The following is a 17,321-nucleotide window of genomic DNA, read 5'->3' as shown; positions in this document are numbered from 1 at the left end:
CGCCTGGTACCTTCGAAGACACATTTCCGTGCGTTGGACAGGTCAATCGTCTCGTCGGGTGGACAGAGGCGGGCGAGTAGGATCGACCGGATCCGAGTCTGTGTGCTGTTTGACGGCTTCTCGATACGCCGCCGATCGGTGAATTTCGATCTCGCGACGAAGCCCCAGATAGATCGTGTAGACCATGACCAGAATGAGTACCACGAAGGGGAGCCCGGTTGCGATAACCGCGGTCTGGAGTGCTTTCAGGCCATTCCCCACCAGCAACACAGCCGCGGTTCCGCCGATAAGAATCGGCCACATGACTCGTTGGCGTGCCGCCGTCTCCTGTTTCCCGCCGGCGGTCAGATAGCTCGTGACCAGCGATCCCGAATCGATCGACGTTACTGCGAAGGTCACCAGGTTCACGGTAGCGATGAGGCTCGTCGCAAACGTGAATGGATAAAACGACAGCATCTCGAACAGCGCGACGGCCCGTCCGTGGTCCTGGAGTGGCCCGACGACCCCACCACTGAGAACGTTCAGTTCGACGAAAATCGCAGCTCCGTTGAACACAGCCATCCAGACTAACGAGAACAGCGCTGGCACGACCAGTACACCACCCACGAACTCACGGATCGTTCGCCCCTTCGAGATACGGGCGATGAACATGCCGACGAACGGTGCCCAGACGATCCAGAAGCCCCAAAAGAAGATCGTCCAACCGTGTTGCCAGTCGGCGTCCGACCCGGCGAATGCTTCCGCATGGAAACTCAGTGCAAGAAAGTTCCCCAGATACGCCCCGAGCCCACTGTCGAAAACATCGAGCAGGTACACCGTCGGCCCGCCACCGACCACGAACAGGAGCAACGCCACCATCAGTACCACGTTCACCTGTGACAGCCGCCTGATGCCGTTCTCGAGGCCAGCCAGAACCGACAGCGTGGTGACAGCGATGATCACCGCGATAATGATGACCGTACTCCAGATCGTGGTGGGAATGGTGGCGGCGAAGTAGGTCGTGGCCACGAAGTCGAGTCCGGCGTTGATCTGGAGTGCGGCGAGTCCCGCAGCTGTCGCCAGCCCGAAGATCGTCGCGATGACCGCAGCGAGATCGACCACGTGGCCCGGCAAGCCGTAGATCCGGCCGCCAAGCAGCGGATAGAAAATGGACCGAAAGCTGAGCGGGAGCCCGCGGTTGAAGGCGAAGAAGGCAAGCCCAAGGCCGACCACCCCGTAGATCGCCCACGGGTGAAACCCCCAGTGAAACATCGTGATCGCCGTCGCTGCTCGGCCAGCAGCGGGTGTTTCCGGTGGGACGTCGAAAAACGAGCCGCCACCGGAGAGGAGATGGGATATCGGTTCAGCAACGCCGAAAAACAGGAGGCCAACCCCCATGCCGGCAGTGAACAGCATTGCGAGCCAACTGAGCCGAGAAAACTCTGGGTCCGCATCGGGCCCGCCGAGTCTGATGTTCCCGTACCGGCTGAACCCAAAGGCGACCAGTGCGATGATGAAAACGTTGACCGCCAGCACGTAGAGCCAGCCGAAGTTTCTGTTGACGTAGTCGAACACCGTCTGATACGCCGTTGCGGCCTGCTCTCCCAGTCCAATTGTGAGTACAACGAATACCGCGAGTGCGAGTACCGAGAGCGGGAATACGACCGGGTGGACGTCAATGCCGAACCGTTGAACGTTGGTCTCTCCGGGATCCCTGTCGAGATCCGCGTGGAATAACTGTTCTCGAACCGTCAACTCGTCCCTCTTGGACGTATTCTCGGTTGGATCAGTCACACGTTAGTTCCTGCATAGATCCTCGATCGCTCCCAGTTCACGCGGCCCGTCCGCGTGATGTATGGCCGACTGACCGCTGGAGTGCCGGTCTCTGCTTCGCCAGTGGACCAGGGAAGCCCTCAGGAACACTGGCCGCGACTACCGGTCGGATCGCCGTCGACCCCTACTCGATGGTTGAGTGCACATTCCATTTCGTTGGTACTTCCTGTGACCTTCCTTTTGCGTATCGAGATGATAAATCCACGGGTGAACTCTCGGCACTGTTCGGATTAGGATTGAAAAGTGAGACGGTCTAATTCACTCGCGTACTCATGGATATTCGCCGTGTCGACCAGACCAACACCATCAGTATCCGGGACTCTGGAAGGGTTAGTAGTAGTCCCGGGCGGATTCGAACCGCCGTCATGGGCTGTCTTCCGCCGAACGAATCCACGCTCGACGTCCAAAGGCCCATATGATTGGCCACTACACCACGGGACTGCTCGTTCGTAGGGAGGCCCCTGTCCCTTGTGAGTATTTCGTTTCGGTCGGAATTCTGCTGTGCCGGTAGCACCTCCGATCGGGACGTCGCCGCAAGCGTCAGTCGGCGCCCTCGAAAGCGACCTCCAGACAGCTACAGGCGTCCGCCTCCGGGTCGAAACAGTCGGGACACTCCGATTTCCGGTCGATGATCGTATCGAGCCGATCGGCGACGGTGTCGTCGATCACGGCCTCCAGTTCGCGTGCCTCCGCGCGGAACTCCTCGACGGCAAGGACGTTCGCGAGAAACCGCTCGATGATACAGTAGGTCTGTAACGCGTCTCTCGCGCGCACGATCCCGTCCTCGGAGAGTTGTACCCCCTTGTACTTCTCGTGATCGGCGAACCCCCGCGACTCGAGTTTGCCGATCATCTCGTTTGCGCTTGCGGGACTCACGTCCAGCGCGTCGGCGATCGCTCCCGTCGAGGCCGGTCCGTCCTCCTGTCGTTGGATCAGGTAAATCGTCTTGAGATACTGGTCTGCAGTGTTCACGGCTGATCCTCCCCGATCGTGGCCATCGCTTGCTCGTCAGCTCGTCTCATCGCTCCTCCATGATCGCGGTCACGTCCTCGACACCCTCCGCCTCCTCCTTTCGGATCGTCGAGAGCGTTTCCAACAGCTCCTCGCGATCGATCGCGAACGTCGTCTCGGACGCCTCGATCGCCTCGATGAGGTCGTCATAAAACTTGTAGGCCGTCTCCTCGTTACACAGCGCGTCGTACAACACGCCATCGAAGTCCTCCGGTTGCGTCCGGCCGTATCGAGCCTCCACGAGTCCCTCGATCTCCTCGAATGGAACGCTCTCGACGTCAAGCCCCTCGATGAGCGTCTCCAGCCGCTCGCGGTGCTCGGCCGACTCCTCGGCCGCGTGCTCGAGAAGGTCTTCGATCTCCGCGTCGAGTTCGTCGTCGAGGCTTCGATAATGGTGATACGCGCGCGCCTCGACGACCTCCTCCAGGACGATACCGATCTGTAGGAGGCGTGCGAGTTGGTCGTCGGAGGTGATCCGACTTCCCACGCTCATCGAACACCTCCGATCGGCGATACCGGTCGCATACCCCGTTCTCAGGGGGTGAGCGACTTAAGGAGTTCCCCTCGGGATGCGTTCTCCTGCAGGTGAAAGAACAACGAAAAAATCGGGCGGTCGCGAGCCGCGACGGCGACTACTCCAGACGCGCTTCGACGAGTTCCTCGAGGTCGGTCCGGAACTCATCGACGCGGATCTCCTCGAGGACCGGCACGAAGAAGCCCTCGACGAGCATGTTTCGAGCGGTAGTCGGGTCGATCGAGCGGCTCTTCATGTAGAACAGCTCCTCGGCGTCGACCTGCCCAACGGTGGCGGAGTGGGACGCTTCCGTGTCGTGGTTCTTGATGATGAGCTTCGGTGACGCGTCGGCCTCGGCCTCGTCCGACAGCATCAGCGTGTTCTCACGCTGGTAACTGGATGTGTTCCAGGCGTCGCCGCCGACGTCTTGAACACCCTCGTAGACGGAGCGGGCGACGTCGTCGAGGACGCCGCGCGTGACGAGATCGGCCGTCGTGTGTTCGGCTTTGTGCCAGACACGGGCGTTGAGGTCGAAGTGCTGGTCCTCGTGGCCGAAGAAGGCCCCGACGATCTGCGTTTCCGACCCGTCGCCGTTCAGTTCGGTCTCGACGTCCGAGCGAGTGAGCTTGGAGCCGAGATTCCCTTCGATCCAGTTGATCGTCGAGTAGTCGTCAGTGTCGCCGCGCTTGAGCGTGTACGTGTAGGTGTCCTCGTCGAGGTTCTGCAGGGAGCCATACTGGACGTAGGAGTTCTCCCCGGCAGCGATCTCCACCAGATTGCTGAAGTAGCGGTCGCCGTCGACGGCCTCGCCGGACTCGATCCCCTCGAGGATCGTGACCGAGGAGGACTCCTCGGTGACCACGAGCGTCTGACTGAACAGGGACCGGGAGTTCATCTCCGCGCGAACCGTGACGTCCTCGGCGTCGACGCCCTCGGGCACGTAGACGAACGTCCCCGTGGTAAAGAGCGCGACCGAGAGGGCCGTAAAGTAATTCTCCTGTGGATCGAGTACGGAGCCGAAGTTCGCCTCGATGACGTCGCCGTACTCCTCGAATGCCTCGGTGAACGGGAGCACGACGGCTCCTTCGTCGCCGGCGCGTTCGGTGACGTCGGCCTGGTCGAGCGGGTCGACCAGGGACTCGAAGTCGAGGGCATCCAGGTTCGTCCAGCGACGTCCGGGGGTCTGGATGACGTCCGGAAGATCGAGGTCATCGAGCGCATTGAGCGCGTTGAGACGTGTCTCAAGGAGCCAGTCTGGCTCATCGCGTTCCTCGGCGATACGTCGGACCGTGTCCTCCGAAAGGGAGGCGGGTAGTTGCGCACTCATTATCCGAGCGACCCCTCCATCTCGAGTTCGACCAGTCGGTTCAACTCGACGGCGTACTCGATGGGCAACTCCTCCGTGATCGGCTCGATGAAGCCCGAGACGATCATCTGTTTGGCATCGTCGTCGTCGAGACCGCGCGACTGGAGGTAGAAGATGTCCTCGTCGCCGATCTTCCCGACGGTCGCCTCGTGAGCGACGTCGACTTTCGATTCGTTGATCTCCATGTACGGCATGGTGTCCGACGTGGACTCGTTGTCGAACATCAGCGCGTCACATTCGACGGCAGTCGAGGAGTTCTCGGCACCGTCGGCGATGTGGACGAGGCCACGGTAGTTCGTGCGGCCGCCGTCCTTGGCGATCGACTTCGACTCGATCGTGGATTTGGTGTTCGGCGCGTTATGGTAGACCTTCGCGCCGGTGTCGATGTCCTGTCCCTCGCCAGCGAAGGCGATGGTGATGTGGTTGTCGGAGGCGCCGCGACCCTTAAGGATCGTCGACGGGTACAGCATGGTGGCCTTCGAGCCCATCGAGCCCGAGATCCACTCCATGCGGCCGTTCTCTTCGACGATGGCTCGCTTCGTGTTGAGGTTGTACGTGTTCTTCGACCAGTTCTGGACGGTCGAATACTGGACGTGAGCGTCCTCGCCGACGAACACCTCGACGCCGCCGGAGTGGAGGTTGAACGCGGAGTATTTGGGAGCCGAACAGCCCTCGATGTAGTGAACTTCGGAGTTCTCCTCGGCGATGATGAGCGTGTGTTCGAACTGGCCCATTCCCTCGGAGTTCATCCGGAAGTACGCCTGCACAGGCATGTCGACGGTCGTGTTCTCGGGAACGTAGACGAACGAGCCGCCAGACCAGATCGCGCCGTGGAGCGCGGCGAACTTGTTGTCCGACGGAGGGACACACTTCGTCATGAAGTATTCACGAACGAGGTCCTCGTGTTCCTGGACGGCTTCGTCCATGTTACAGAATATGACGCCTTTGTCCTCCCACTTCTCGCGCATATTCTGGTAGACGACCTCGGATTCGTACTGTGCGCCAACGCCCGACAGCGCGTTCTTTTCTGCTTCCGGAATGCCGAGTTTATCGAACGTGTCCTTGATCTCGTCGGGGAGCTCGGTCCAATCGTCGACGCCCGCTCGGACGTCCACGTCCGGACGGATGTACGGGACGATCTCGTCGACGTCGACCTCAGAGAGATCGGGCTGGCCGGGCCAGTCGGTCGGCATCGGCATCTTCTGGAACTGCTCGAGCGCACGAAGTCGCCGCTTGAGCATCCATTCGGGCTCGTCTTTGTCCTCCGAGATGAGACGGATGGTCTCCTCGTTGAGACCCTTTTCCGCCTGGAAGGCCGACTTCTGTTCCTTCTTGAACTCGAAGCGGGCTTCGGTGTCAGTGTCTTGTAGGTCTTCTGAACTCATTGTATGTTGGTTACGTCTCCGAACCTATATGTGTATGCGTAATCACGAGACGTTACGCGGCCTCGTAGACTTCCTCTCGAACCCAGTCGTACCCCTCGTCCTCGAGTTCGTTGGCGAGTTCGGGACCGCCGCTTTTGGCGATCTGTCCGTCGAGCATCACGTGGACGTGATCCGGTTCGACGTACTCGAGGATTCGCTGGTAGTGGGTAATCTGGAGGATGCCGGTTCCCTGTTCGTCTCGGAGCGCGTTGATGCCCTCGGAGACGTCCTGGAGTCGATCGATGTCCAGTCCCGAGTCGATCTCGTCGAGGACCGCGATCGCGGGCTCCAACAGCGCGGCTTGGAGCACCTCGTTTTGCTTTTTCTCCCCGCCGGAGAAACCCGCGTTGAGGTATCGCTGCATGAACTTCTCGTCCATGTCGAGCAGGTCCATCTTCCCTTTGAGTAGCTGTTGGAACTCGGCGACGCCGATCTCGCCCTCGTCGGTGGGGCCTTCCATTGGTGAGCTGTCGTAGCCCGATTCGTCCTCGTCGGCGTCCGCTTCGTCGTCCTCGTCTTCGAAGAGTTCCTCGCGCTCCTCACGTTTCGCGTTGAGTGCCTGTCGGAGGAAGCTCGTCATCGTGACGCCCTCGATCTCGGCGGGGTACTGGAACCCGAGGAAGATGCCGAGTGCGGCGCGTTCGTTCGGCTCCAACTCGAGGAGGTTCCAGCGGTAGTCCTCCTCTTCCAGGTCGGCGTCGACGTCGGCGACGTCCTCCTCTTCGAGTTGGAGGACGATTTCACCGTCGGTCACCTCGTAGGCCGGGTGTCCGGCGATGACCTTCGCAGTCGTCGATTTGCCGGACCCGTTCGGCCCCATCAGCGCGTGGATCTCCCCGGAAGCGACTTCCAGATCGACGCCACGGAGGATGTGTTCTCCGCCCTCTTCTGCCACTTCAGCGTGGAGGTTATTGATCTCAAGAATTGCCATGAGTTATGTCGTGCCTCGTATACGATTAGTGGTCGCTATCGCGGTTAATGGTTACGGATCCACCCGCACAAACGACACGTAATGGAAAAATTTCTTTTTGAAATTGAAAATTAATTGATCAGGGTGTTCGCCTAATTACATGAACTGGCCCAGTCCGCTTTGTTGCTGACCGGTCTTGATCTCGTCCCAACTCATCTCGAGCGCCTCGATCACCCGCGATATCGGCCCCTTCAGCGTCTTTTCGAGCATCTTCTCCCAGTCGATCTCGAACTCCTCGGGGATCTCGTCGGCGTACTCATAACAGATCACGTCGGGATCGCGTTTGAACTCCCCGTAGAGCGGATCGGTGTGCGGATCGAGTCCGCGTTCGTCCTCCATGCGCTGCCAGAAGTCGGGGTGAACCTTCTCGAGATAGAGTCGCTTGGGCTTGGATCCGCGATCGAAGTTGGTCCCTAACAGGAGATTTGCGTACTTCGCTCCCCGAACCTGAGCCGTATCGGTCTCGTAGGCATCGAGTCGCTTGCCGATCCCGCCCGGAATACCGATCTCGTCGAGATCCACCTCGCCGGAGAGGAAGTCGTCGATCATCCCGGAGAGATACGTCTTTATTTCCGCGATATCGGCCTCGATGTCGTCCCCGGTGACGATCGTCTCGATGACACGCTTTTGGACCTCCTTCGTGATCGGCGCGATGTCGGACCGTTTGTACTCGAAGCCGGTGATGTCGATATCGTCGACGTCTTTCCCTTCCTTCCAGACGATATGACCAGCGTACCGCTTCTTGCGGCCAGCCTGGAAGAAGCGGCGATAGAGCTTCTCGAATTCGATTTGGAACCGATGGGTCTCGGCGTTCAACTCCTCGCGTGCGAAATCGTCGTATCGGCCGTTGATGTGGTCCTCGATCGCAAAGGACTGATCGATGGCGGACTCGATCTCCGTATTCTGTCCGAGTTCTAACATGACAGAATCGGTGTCTCCATATGTCACATCCTTTCCTATTTCACCGGCCGCCTCCTCGGTGAAGGATATCACCTCACGCCCAGTCGCCGTCACCGCGGCGGCGCCTTCCTTGTCGTAGAGACGGAATCGATCCCACCCCGTCACGCCGTACAACGATTGGCCGACGAACTGGAACGTCCCATTTCGCCCCGCAAGGAGCGTGTGATTGTCCGCGACGGTGACACAGTAGACGCCCGCATCAGCATGGCTCGTCGATCCGCTCCGATGCATTCGGAGCGTGTTCTTTCGGTCCTCGGTCGCATAGATCCGCCACGACCCGCTGTCCCGGTTGTAGTTCGCCGTCACACCGAGGTGGGTACAGAGTCTGAGGACGTCGTCCCGAAGTTGCTCACACGAGGTCGTATAATGCCACGAATCCGGTTGTCGATCCCCGTCGTCGTCGATCAGTGTCTCGAGGAACTGCCGTTTCTGCTGCGCGCTCGCCTCGAAGACGAGCTCCGGGATCCGCTTTTCGAAGCTCCCCGCACCACAGGCCTCCTCCAGGTAGCTGCCGAACAGTTTTGAGGTGAACTGGCAACTCCGCTCGTCGACGGAGTAATCAAACCCGAGATCGTCGAGTAGGCTACCGATCGTGGCGTGGGAATCGAGGTCACCGCCGTCGGCCACGGCGTCCCGTGACTCGTCGTCCGTCGCATTCTGTGTGATCTTGATCGAGGTCGCAGAACCACGTGATCGGTCGCCGAACCGCTTTTCGCTCGACGTGTAGACGCTCCCCTCCGTGAGGTACCACGCCAACAATGCGAGGAAGTCGTCGCCGTCGTAGGTTCGCGGGATCCACTTTCGCCCCGATTCGCGGTGGATGAAACTCGTTTCACAGACCGATTCGATGTACTCGCGGTGCTGCTCAAACTCCTCGGCGGTGAATACGTAGCCGGGTTGTCCGATGTCTGCCTTCGGAACGCGTCGTGGCGTCCAGCCGAGTTCGGCGGTGAACGTGTGTCCGTGGACGTCCGGTCGAACCCACACCTCGTACTCCCCGTCGGCGAGTTCCGTGAGATCGACCTCCTCGATCGGATCCCCGTCCGGTCCGTCCCATCCGTGCGGGAGTTCGTAGTTCGTGGCACGATCCAGATCGCCGGCCTCGACGAACCGATAATCCTCCTCCGTGATCCCGTTCGTCTCGTTCTTGCGAACGAGCATCCGGTGGTTTGGCGTCACGCTGAAGTCGATCTTCGAGGTCTTCATGTTCACGAGTTCACCACGGTACTCCGGGTACGCATGTGTCTCCGTGACCGGCTTGACCTCCATTCGCATCGTATCCGGATCGAGGGAGTAGACGTCGTCGCCGACCTCAAGGTCCGTGATCGACCGGATGCCATCCGGAGTGAGAACGTCCGTGTCCGGCGTGAAGCAATTCATAATAACCTTGACAGCTGCCTGCTGTCGATCGTACTGTTCGTACGGCTGGGTCCCCGGATCGTGATCGTCGCGGAACTCCTTTTTCCGCTCGCGTTCCGTGAGCAGTTCGTCGACCATCTCGCGCATGATGCCGTCCGGTTTCTTTTGGAAGTGGGTCCCGTTGGGCGCCAGATACGTCTCCCCGCCGTACTCGTCAGGATCGACTTTCGTCTCCGGTCCCGCATTGATCGTCACCATGCACATGGGATAGAGGCTCTTCAAGTCGAGGACGGTCACCATCTCCTTGACGCCGGAGATCGGATCGAAGACGGCACCCCCCTCGAACTCCTCCGACTCCTGTTGGCCCTTCGTCGGGAGCGCGAACTTGCCGTGTGCCTTCTGGAGGACGTAAACGTCGACCGCGTCCCCGGGCGTGGGTGCGTCCTCCAGTTTGCACCCGACGAACTTTTTCACCTCGTTCCAGAAGTCGATCAGGTTCTGTTTCCGGTCGATCTCCACGCACAATTCGACGTCACGAAGATTGTACTCCAGGAGGCGTTCGGGATCCGTCTCCCACAGATCGCCGATGTCGCCGGCGTACCGTTCCTTGCCGACGTCGAGTTCGGTCTCGCCGACGGCGTCGAGCCGATAGGACTCCAGTTCCGTGAACTGCGTGCGCTTGTAGGCGTACAGCAGGTCGAAGACGATTCGACCCTTGATGTCGGGACCCCCCCATCCCGACCGCCACACTTCGCCGATCCGGGAGAGACGATCGACGGAGAGATCGTGGTCGGTTCGGGAGTCGAGTCGCTCGATCCGATCGAGGAGGTAGGGCGCATCGAAGTCCTCGAAGTTCCAGCCACAGGTGATGTCCGGATCCGTGTCGCGGATGTACTCGATGAACGCCTCCAACATTGCCTCCTCCGTCTCGAACGTCTCGACGCGTACGTCGAGCCCATCCTCGGCGTCCGCCGTCGACTCGTCATCCATCTCCGAGTCGTCCTCGCCGGCACCGATCGGACGGTACCCGGAGAGTTCGGAAGGTGGCGAAGCGTCACCATCCGGTGCCTCGTAGAGCCAGACGACGTACTCGTCGTCATAGGAGTCGTGGCTCGTCAGACAGACGATGGGCTCCTCGCCATCCTCCGGGAATCCGCGTCGGTCGTCGACCTCGATGTCGAAGGTGTTCACCCGAATGTCGGCCTCGACGTCGGTCGGTTCGAGGTGGTTCTCTTGGACTTGTAGTCGACCGTCGTCCAGTCGGCGCTCCTCGACGCGGATCCCACCGGCGATGCCGTTATCGATCAGAAATCGGTTTGGAAAGAGAATGTCGGCCTCGAAGGTCGTCTCGAAATCGTCGCGAATGTTCCCCACGTCCCGCGGCGTTCGAGTGACGATCCGCGTGAGCGGCTCCCCGCGGATGCTCTCGTAGACCGTCCCGTTGGCATCCGTCTCGCGGGTTCCGATCACGACATCGTATTCCTCCTCCGGATCGCGATCGAGATCGGCCGTCGGGACGTAAAAGTACGGCTCGACGCCGAGGACCCGAATGTGCTCGAGGACGTCCTCGCCGCCCGGATTCGGTCGGCGTCCGAACACGTGAATGACGGGGTACTCGTCAGTTCCCCGTCCTTCGACCGCGTAATCCACCTGTGTTACGGCCAGTTCGATCGTTCCCTCCGAGTCGGGAAATCGCGTCTCGTCGAGGTCGATCACGTCGTGTACGTGCCCGCCGCTGCCTCCGGCGACGACGCGTGCCTCCTCCCGGACGACGTCAGTGGAGCGACCGTCCGATGTGGGATCAGCCGCGGAATCGGGTTCGTCGGAGAACTTGGAGAGCCCCGTCTGCGTCATGGATCCCCTTTGGCTTACCCCGGTAAAAAGAGCGACCATTCGGGAGGCTCGATACGGGCCGGCGGATATCGTCCCGACGGAAAGGCATATATCATGGTACGACATAGCACAGTCCATGACGTCTGATTCCCATGCGGACGGAACGCATCGTTCGGACGCTCGGAACGCCCGAGCAGCCGCGATCGACGTCGAAGCCTACGAGGACGGGGACAACGTCGTCCTCTTCGATGCGGACAATCCACTCGCGTGGGTCGAGGCGAGCCGGTCGGTCCGGCTCCGTGATGCTGCCTAATTGCCGGTCCTCGAATCCTGCCGACGACGCTCCTGATTCGCCGATCCACCTGATCCGTCGCTTTCCACTCGGTGCCTCCCATGTCACACCGGAATCCCTTTTTCGCGGTCGCTCCAACCGTGAGTCGTGACTCCCTTCGAGGACGGTGACCAGGACCCTGCCGATCGGGGGAGCGGCGAGTTCGCCTTTGACGAACCGAGCCCCGCAGAGGCGGAGTTGGCTCCCGATCCGCCGGAGGTCACGAATCCCGCGGATCGATTCGCAAGCGCAGACGAGGACGCGTCCGGACCCGGATCCGATGCGAATGGATTCGGCGACGGCACCGACCTCGATGCACGCACGCATCGAACGTTCGTCGTCTGCGTGTTCCTCTCGAACGCCGCGCTGTTGGGCGTAAGCCTCGGGGCCATGCTTTGGTACTTTCGCGGGCAAACCCAACTCGGGATGGGAATCTCCGTCCTCGGACTCCTGGCCGCGGTTCGGACGCTTCAACACTATCGATCCTGGCAACGGTATCGCCGCGAACGCGACGCCGAGCGGGACGAACAGATCGACGACGTGGATTCGATCGGTACTGACGTCTGAGTAGCAGGATGGGGACCGGAAGAGGCAGAACGATCCGCACGACCACGACGGCCAGCATGACCACAACGGCCCGCACGGCTACCACGTTCACTTCGACCACAACGCTCATCGGAATACGCCTCCTCGATCCAGCCGATGAAGACCGTTCGTGACGGATCCGGACGCCATTATCTCCTCGTGAAACGGTCGAGCGATTCGAGTCGCGTTCGCGATCCTCGTACCGGAACGGAACGATACCTCCCAACGGCGGATCTCGAGATCGTTGATGGTCAGTCGGCGCTGGAGACCGCCGCAACGGCGGTCGATCCCGACGTCCGCCGGCTGGTGACGGCCGTTCACGACGACCGCGGAATAGGACTGCTCGTGGAGTTCGTCGATCGCGGCCCGATCCCGGTCGTCGAGCTACTCGACGCCGACGACTACTGTGAATCGGATCTCCACGGACTCCTCACGGAACTCCGTGCCGCCGGACTACTCGTGGAGGCCGATGTCGGCGGGCAACGAGGATACGACGCTACGGAGTCCTGTGAGCGTGCCGTCGCGCAACTTCGCGAGAGCGAGCCACGCTGATCGAACTGGAACGGTCACACCGTCCGCAGTTCGAATCCGTATTTAATCGTCCAGCTCCGCTGGAATGGCTCCGGCGACGTCCGTTTCCGGTCTGGTGACGGTCGAGCGGTTCGTTCGGGGATCCTTCTCGACGGAGAGAAGATCGTCCGCCGCGCCGATCAGTTCGTCGTCGTGGCTCACAATCACGATCTGTCGGACGCCGAACTCGCGCATCTCCTCGACCAGATCGACGAGCCTCGCGACGTGTCCGGTATCCAGGAACACCGTCGGCTCGTCGAGGATGAGCGGCGGGGTCGGGGCCGCACCCTCGATCCCCTCCACGAGCAGTCGATAGATCGCACACCGCAAAGCGAGGTTGAAAAGCGCCCGCTCGCCGCCCGAGAGCTGTTCGGGATCGAGTGCTTCTCCGTCCTTTTGATACACCGTGAGTTCGTAGTCGCCGTCGAGTTCGATGTGCGAGTAGGCGTCGTTGCCGTAGACCAACTCGAACGTCTCGTTCACCATTCGCTCAAGCGTTCGGACGTTCCGCTGGCGCAGTTCGGTCCGTAATTCGCCGTACATCGTCTCGAGGTCACTCGTCTCTCCGTGAACCGATTCGAGCGCCTCAACCGTCCCGGCGAGCTCCTCTCGTTCGGAACGAAGCGTTTCGAGCGTCCGGATCTCGCCTTGAATAGCACCGATCCGGCTCTGTAACTCGTCACGGCGTTCGCCCAGTCGTTCGATTTCCTCAACGACGTTTTCGAGGTACTCAACTGCTTTCCGCTTCCGTTCTCGGGCCGACGCGATCGCATCCTCGTCGACCGCCTCGCGAAGCTCCTCGCGGCGCTCACGCTTTTCGGCCAACCGCTCGCGTCGCTCGTCGTTCAGTTCATCGAGCGTCTCGCGGCGCTCGCGTAGCCGCTCGATCTCCGCCTCAAGATCAGCGATCGTCTCGAGACGGGTATCGATCTCAGCGAGTTGGTCGCGGACGACGTCGATCTCCTGAAGTCGTTCCTCGACCGTTTCGACACGCGCTTTGGCCTCCGCAGCCGCCTCGCGTTTTTCGGCAGCGATCTCTCGTGTCGATTCGGCCTCCGTACGAAGGTCTTCGGCCGCCTCGTGTTTCCGATCGGCCGTCTCTCGGTTCCGGTCGATCTCCTCGCGTGCTTCGGCGATCCGTTCTTCAAGCAGCTCCCGGGTCGTCTCGATCTCTCCCAGCCGTTCTTCGGCCTCGACGAGCCTCTCCGTCGCCTCGATCTCCGCATCCAACGATCGGGCACGTTCGTTGGTCTCCTCGAGCGACGATTTCAGTTCGGTAACGCGCTCGCGGCGGTCGTCGATCCGATCCACGTGCGGCGACTCATCGACCGGCTGTCCACATTCCGGGCATCGTCCCGCTTCGAGCAATTCTTCGGCCTCCTCAACTCGCTCGCGTGCATTCTTGAGTTCCGTCTCCAACTCGGCGACGCGCTCGCGAACGTCGTTTCGGCGCTCCGTCAGCGCCTCGAGTCGTTCCGTTGCGTCCCCACGTTCGATGTCCTCGATCGCGTCGAACTCGGCGAGCAGCGCCGTCGCCTCCTCGTCCAGTTCCTCCAGCCGCGATTCGCGTTCGTCGAGGTCCGCGTTTGCCTCCCTGGCGAGTTCCATCGAACGTTCAGCTTCGGATTCGGCCTCCTCCGCGCGCTCCCGGAGGTCTTCCGCCTTGGCCTTGAGGTTACTCGCTTGGTTCTCGAAGCCGGTCACGGCCGTGACCGCCTCGTCCCGATCCTCGCGGAGCGTCGATTCGCGCTCATCGAGCTCCTGCCGGCGCGTTTCCAGTGCGGATTCCTCGGCCGCATCGATCCCGGCGTCCGCCAGTCGTTCCTCGAGCTCCGCGCGAAGCGTCTCGATCTGCTCGCGCGCGTCGGAGATCCCCTCTCGACACGTCTCCCGTTCGGACTCCGCCTCGCGGATCGTCTCCTCAAGCGACTCGACGTCCTCGTCGATCGACGCCAACCGTTCACGGTTCGCCTCGTGTTCGTCGAGGATTTGCTCGGCCTCCGCACGTGTCGTTTCCGCCTCCTCGCGTTGGGATTCGTAGTGATCGAGATCCTCGTCGACCGTCGCGAGATCGCTTTCGAGTTGATTGAGCGTCGCGTGGAGGTTCTTCCGTTCGAGACGCTCGATCCGTTCATCACGTTCCTCGAGGACCGCTCGCTTGGCATTCAACACGTCCTCGACGCCGAGGCGAGCGTCCCCGGCTCGCTCCCGGTACTCCTCGAGTACGCCCAGTTGGAGGAGATCGTCGATCGTGTCCTGACGCTCGCTCGGACTGGCGTTTATCAGCTTGTTAACCTCGCCCTGTCGGACGTACGCGCAGTTGAGAAACGCCTCGGCGTCCATCCGCAGTAGCTCCGTGATGAACCGACGGACCTCACGTGCGCCATCCCGCATGGTCCCGTCCTCGCCTTCGAGGGAACACTGGTGATCGGTCCGGTTGTCGTAATCACGGAGCCGTCGTTCGATGCGATAGCCGACACCCTCGTGGCTGAATCCGAGTTCGACGAGCGTCTCATCCTCGCCGTTCGTGACCACGTCCCCGAGGGTTCCTTCGAGCGCTCTCGATCCGTACAGCGCGAAGAAACAGGCCTCCAGAAGCGACGACTTCCCGCTTCCGTTGACTCCGTGGATGACGGTGACGCCGTCAGAAAGCGAGACCTCGGCGTTTCCGTAGGGTTTGAAATTCTCGAGGCGGAGTTCCTCGAACCTCATCGATAGTCCTCCATCGAGAGCTGCTGGTCGCCCTCAATCCGTCCGTCGTCGGATCCTTTCTCGTCAGGCTTCTCGACGTCGGTCTCTTCGGTGTCTGCGTCCTCCGACCCGTCGTCACCCTCAGTTGCGTGTGGCTCCGAATCCGACTCTGATTCTGATTTCGATTCCGATTCCGATTCCGGCTCCGACTCCGGATTGGCCGATTCCGGTTTCGGCTCCGATCCCAACTCGGGACTCCCGTCACTGCTCCGGAGTTCGTCATCGGCCAGCCGTTCCTCGAGACGGTCCTTCACCGTTTCCCGGACGTTGCTATCCGCGATCTTGCTTGCTCGGACCGTTTCGTCGACATCGAGTGCGGCCGGCGAGAGGTCCATCGACTCGATCCGCTCTCTGACCGCGTCGTCCGGGTCCGCAAAGCTCACCTCGAGATCGGTCTCCGTCTCGATCTCGCGTCGATCCGTGACCCGGGCGATGAGTGCCCCCTCGTCGCTTGCGACTTCCTCGATGGCTGCGGGGGTAACCGGCTCGCCGTCGCCTTCGATCTCGACGATCGCCACGGCATCATCCAGATCGTGTTGGCGGACGCGTTCCGTGACCTGGGCAGTACCCTCACCCTCGTGCAACTCGATTTCGATGAACACGAACGGTCGCGTCTCGATCGATCGTCGGCGAATGTCGACGTCCGTCTCCCCGTCGGTCGCCTCGCCGAACGACACCAGATTGTAGCCGCGGCCCTCGCGCTCGCTCGTGCTCGCACGCTCGGTCGAACCGGGATAGGTCACCCACGCGTCGCGGACGGTCGCACGCCCCGGCTCGTGGTTATCGCCGAGAAGCAGGGCGCCGAAGGAGACGTCGCTCTCGTCGATCACCGTCTCCGTATCCCAGTCGGCGTAGGCGAACGGCTCGAAGAGACCGTGGGCGACGAGTGCTGCGTGCGCAACGTCGTGCGGCTCGAAGTCGTACTCCAGATCCGAGCGCCTCGAGGAAGGAACGTGGTCGAGGCCGTAGAAGGCGACGTTTCCGACGACCGTCGGCGAGTCGCCGAGTCGAGTCGCGAGCCCGAGCCGCTCGAAGAGATCGAGCCACTGGCCGCCTCGCGTGGCCTCGTGGTTGCCGACGATCGCCAGAAAGGGAACATCGGCCTCCTCGAGACGCCGAAGCACGGAGAGAGTACCGAGGAGATCCGGAAGTTCCGGGCGGCGGTCGTGAAAGAGGTCGCCGGCGTGGATCACGGCGTCGACGTCGCTCGATACCGCGTCGTCGATAACGGCCTCGAACGCCTCGAGGAAGTCCCGACGACGAACCGGCGAGTTATACTGTCGATACCCGATATGGGTGTCGCCGGTGTGGATCACCCGCGTCATTACGACGAAGGTTGGCCCGTTCGCCTTTTAGCCGTTCCGCCACCGGAGTGAAGGTGGTCTCGTTCCTCGTCGCAGTCCCGTGCGTCATCTCGGCTCCGTGCGTCGTTTCCCCCACCCTCGACGTTTCCCTTCCCTTCGACGTTTCCCACACCTTCGCCTCCCGTTTCGCGATCATCCCGTTCTCCCTCACGTGTTCCGCCACCATCGGATGCGGCTTGCTGGTAGGAACGGAACGTGCGAGCGGCTCGTCGTCCCCGATCGGCCGATTCGATCGCGCCGTCCATCTCGGCCGCCTCGATCGCCGCTTCCAATCGATCGATCCCAACGGTCTCGAGAAAGCCGGCTGCACGTTCCAAATCGTCCCGGGCGGCACACGCCTCGTCGATGATCGCCGTGTACGATTCCCGATCGGTATCGGTTCGGGTCGAGAGCAACTTGAGCGTTCGTCTGACCCGACTCGCGTGTGGGGTGTCCATCGACGACCCTGTGTCGGGTTCGTATATAAACTAC

General features: G+C 61.3%; 13 protein-coding genes and 1 tRNA gene. 3 read left to right on the top strand and 11 right to left on the bottom strand.

All coding sequences use genetic code 11. The features are described 5' to 3' along the window. Positions 1–42 precede the first annotated feature (42 nt). The 8 genes from ACERIT_RS09115 to ACERIT_RS09080 all read right to left on the bottom strand — a co-directional run bounded on the left by ACERIT_RS09115 (position 43) and on the right by ACERIT_RS09080 (position 11,270). Positions 43–1,773, bottom strand: coding sequence for a BCCT family transporter (locus ACERIT_RS09115; protein WP_373674538.1), 1,731 nt, complete (start codon positions 1,771–1,773; stop codon positions 43–45). Positions 1,774–2,149: 376 nt separating this feature from the next. Beyond that, positions 2,150–2,253, bottom strand: a tRNA-Gln gene (locus tag ACERIT_RS09110). 99 nt (positions 2,254–2,352) lie between these two features. Next, positions 2,353–2,784, bottom strand: a complete 432-nt coding sequence (locus ACERIT_RS09105; RefSeq protein WP_373674537.1) for a metal-dependent transcriptional regulator — start codon at positions 2,782–2,784, stop codon at positions 2,353–2,355. A 46-nt stretch (positions 2,785–2,830) separates the two neighbouring features. Further along, entirely contained in the window at positions 2,831–3,316 is a 486-nt protein-coding gene (locus ACERIT_RS09100; protein ID WP_373674536.1) for a ferritin-like domain-containing protein, read from the bottom strand. Positions 3,317–3,455: 139 nt separating this feature from the next. Continuing rightward, on the bottom strand, positions 3,456–4,664 hold the full coding sequence (gene sufD / locus ACERIT_RS09095; protein ID WP_373674535.1) for a Fe-S cluster assembly protein SufD: 1,209 nt from the start codon (positions 4,662–4,664) through the stop codon (positions 3,456–3,458). Continuing rightward, a complete protein-coding gene (sufB, locus tag ACERIT_RS09090; RefSeq protein ID WP_373674534.1) occupies positions 4,664–6,088 on the bottom strand; it encodes a Fe-S cluster assembly protein SufB in 1,425 nt (474 codons plus the stop codon). The genes sufD and sufB overlap by 1 nt, the downstream gene beginning before the upstream one ends. 52 nt (positions 6,089–6,140) lie before the next feature. Beyond that, the gene (locus ACERIT_RS09085; protein WP_373674533.1) at positions 6,141–7,058 is read right to left on the bottom strand and encodes an ABC transporter ATP-binding protein; all 918 of its coding nucleotides are present in this window, start codon (positions 7,056–7,058) and stop codon (positions 6,141–6,143) included. Between the two features lie 135 nt (positions 7,059–7,193). Then, on the bottom strand, positions 7,194–11,270 hold the full coding sequence (locus ACERIT_RS09080) for a DNA polymerase domain-containing protein (protein WP_373674532.1): 4,077 nt from the start codon (positions 11,268–11,270) through the stop codon (positions 7,194–7,196). Positions 11,271–11,385: 115 nt separating this feature from the next. Between ACERIT_RS09080 and ACERIT_RS09075 the strand changes: the two genes are divergently transcribed. The 3 genes from ACERIT_RS09075 to ACERIT_RS09065 all read left to right on the top strand — a co-directional run bounded on the left by ACERIT_RS09075 (position 11,386) and on the right by ACERIT_RS09065 (position 12,717). After that, a complete protein-coding gene (locus tag ACERIT_RS09075) occupies positions 11,386–11,562 on the top strand; it encodes a hypothetical protein (protein WP_373674531.1) in 177 nt (58 codons plus the stop codon). 126 nt (positions 11,563–11,688) lie between these two features. After that, positions 11,689–12,147, top strand: a complete 459-nt coding sequence (locus ACERIT_RS09070) for a hypothetical protein (protein WP_373674530.1) — start codon at positions 11,689–11,691, stop codon at positions 12,145–12,147. 135 nt (positions 12,148–12,282) lie between these two features. Further along, positions 12,283–12,717 carry a hypothetical protein gene (locus ACERIT_RS09065; RefSeq protein WP_373674529.1) on the top strand — a complete coding sequence of 145 codons (435 nt, stop codon included), beginning with the start codon at positions 12,283–12,285 and terminating at the stop codon, positions 12,715–12,717. A 42-nt stretch (positions 12,718–12,759) separates the two neighbouring features. On the opposite strand, the gene rad50 is transcribed toward ACERIT_RS09065, so the two are convergent. Genes rad50 through ACERIT_RS09050 form a run of 3 tightly spaced genes read right to left on the bottom strand, consistent with a single transcriptional unit; the run spans position 12,760 to position 17,287 of the window. Further along, on the bottom strand, positions 12,760–15,447 hold the full coding sequence (gene rad50 / locus ACERIT_RS09060; RefSeq protein ID WP_373674528.1) for a DNA double-strand break repair ATPase Rad50: 2,688 nt from the start codon (positions 15,445–15,447) through the stop codon (positions 12,760–12,762). Further along, on the bottom strand, positions 15,444–16,811 hold the full coding sequence (gene mre11 / locus ACERIT_RS09055) for a DNA double-strand break repair protein Mre11 (protein ID WP_373674527.1): 1,368 nt from the start codon (positions 16,809–16,811) through the stop codon (positions 15,444–15,446). Before mre11 ends, rad50 begins: the two co-directional genes overlap by 4 nt. Next, positions 16,811–17,287, bottom strand: a complete 477-nt coding sequence (locus ACERIT_RS09050) for a hypothetical protein (RefSeq protein WP_373674526.1) — start codon at positions 17,285–17,287, stop codon at positions 16,811–16,813. Before ACERIT_RS09050 ends, mre11 begins: the two co-directional genes overlap by 1 nt. Between the last annotated feature and the right edge of the window lie 34 nt (positions 17,288–17,321).

This window comes from Halopenitus sp. H-Gu1 (genome assembly GCF_041821145.1).
Taxonomy (GTDB): domain Archaea; phylum Halobacteriota; class Halobacteria; order Halobacteriales; family Haloferacaceae; genus Halopenitus.
Note: the sequence above shows the minus strand (reverse complement) of the source record. Positions and strands in the feature narration are given on the sequence as shown.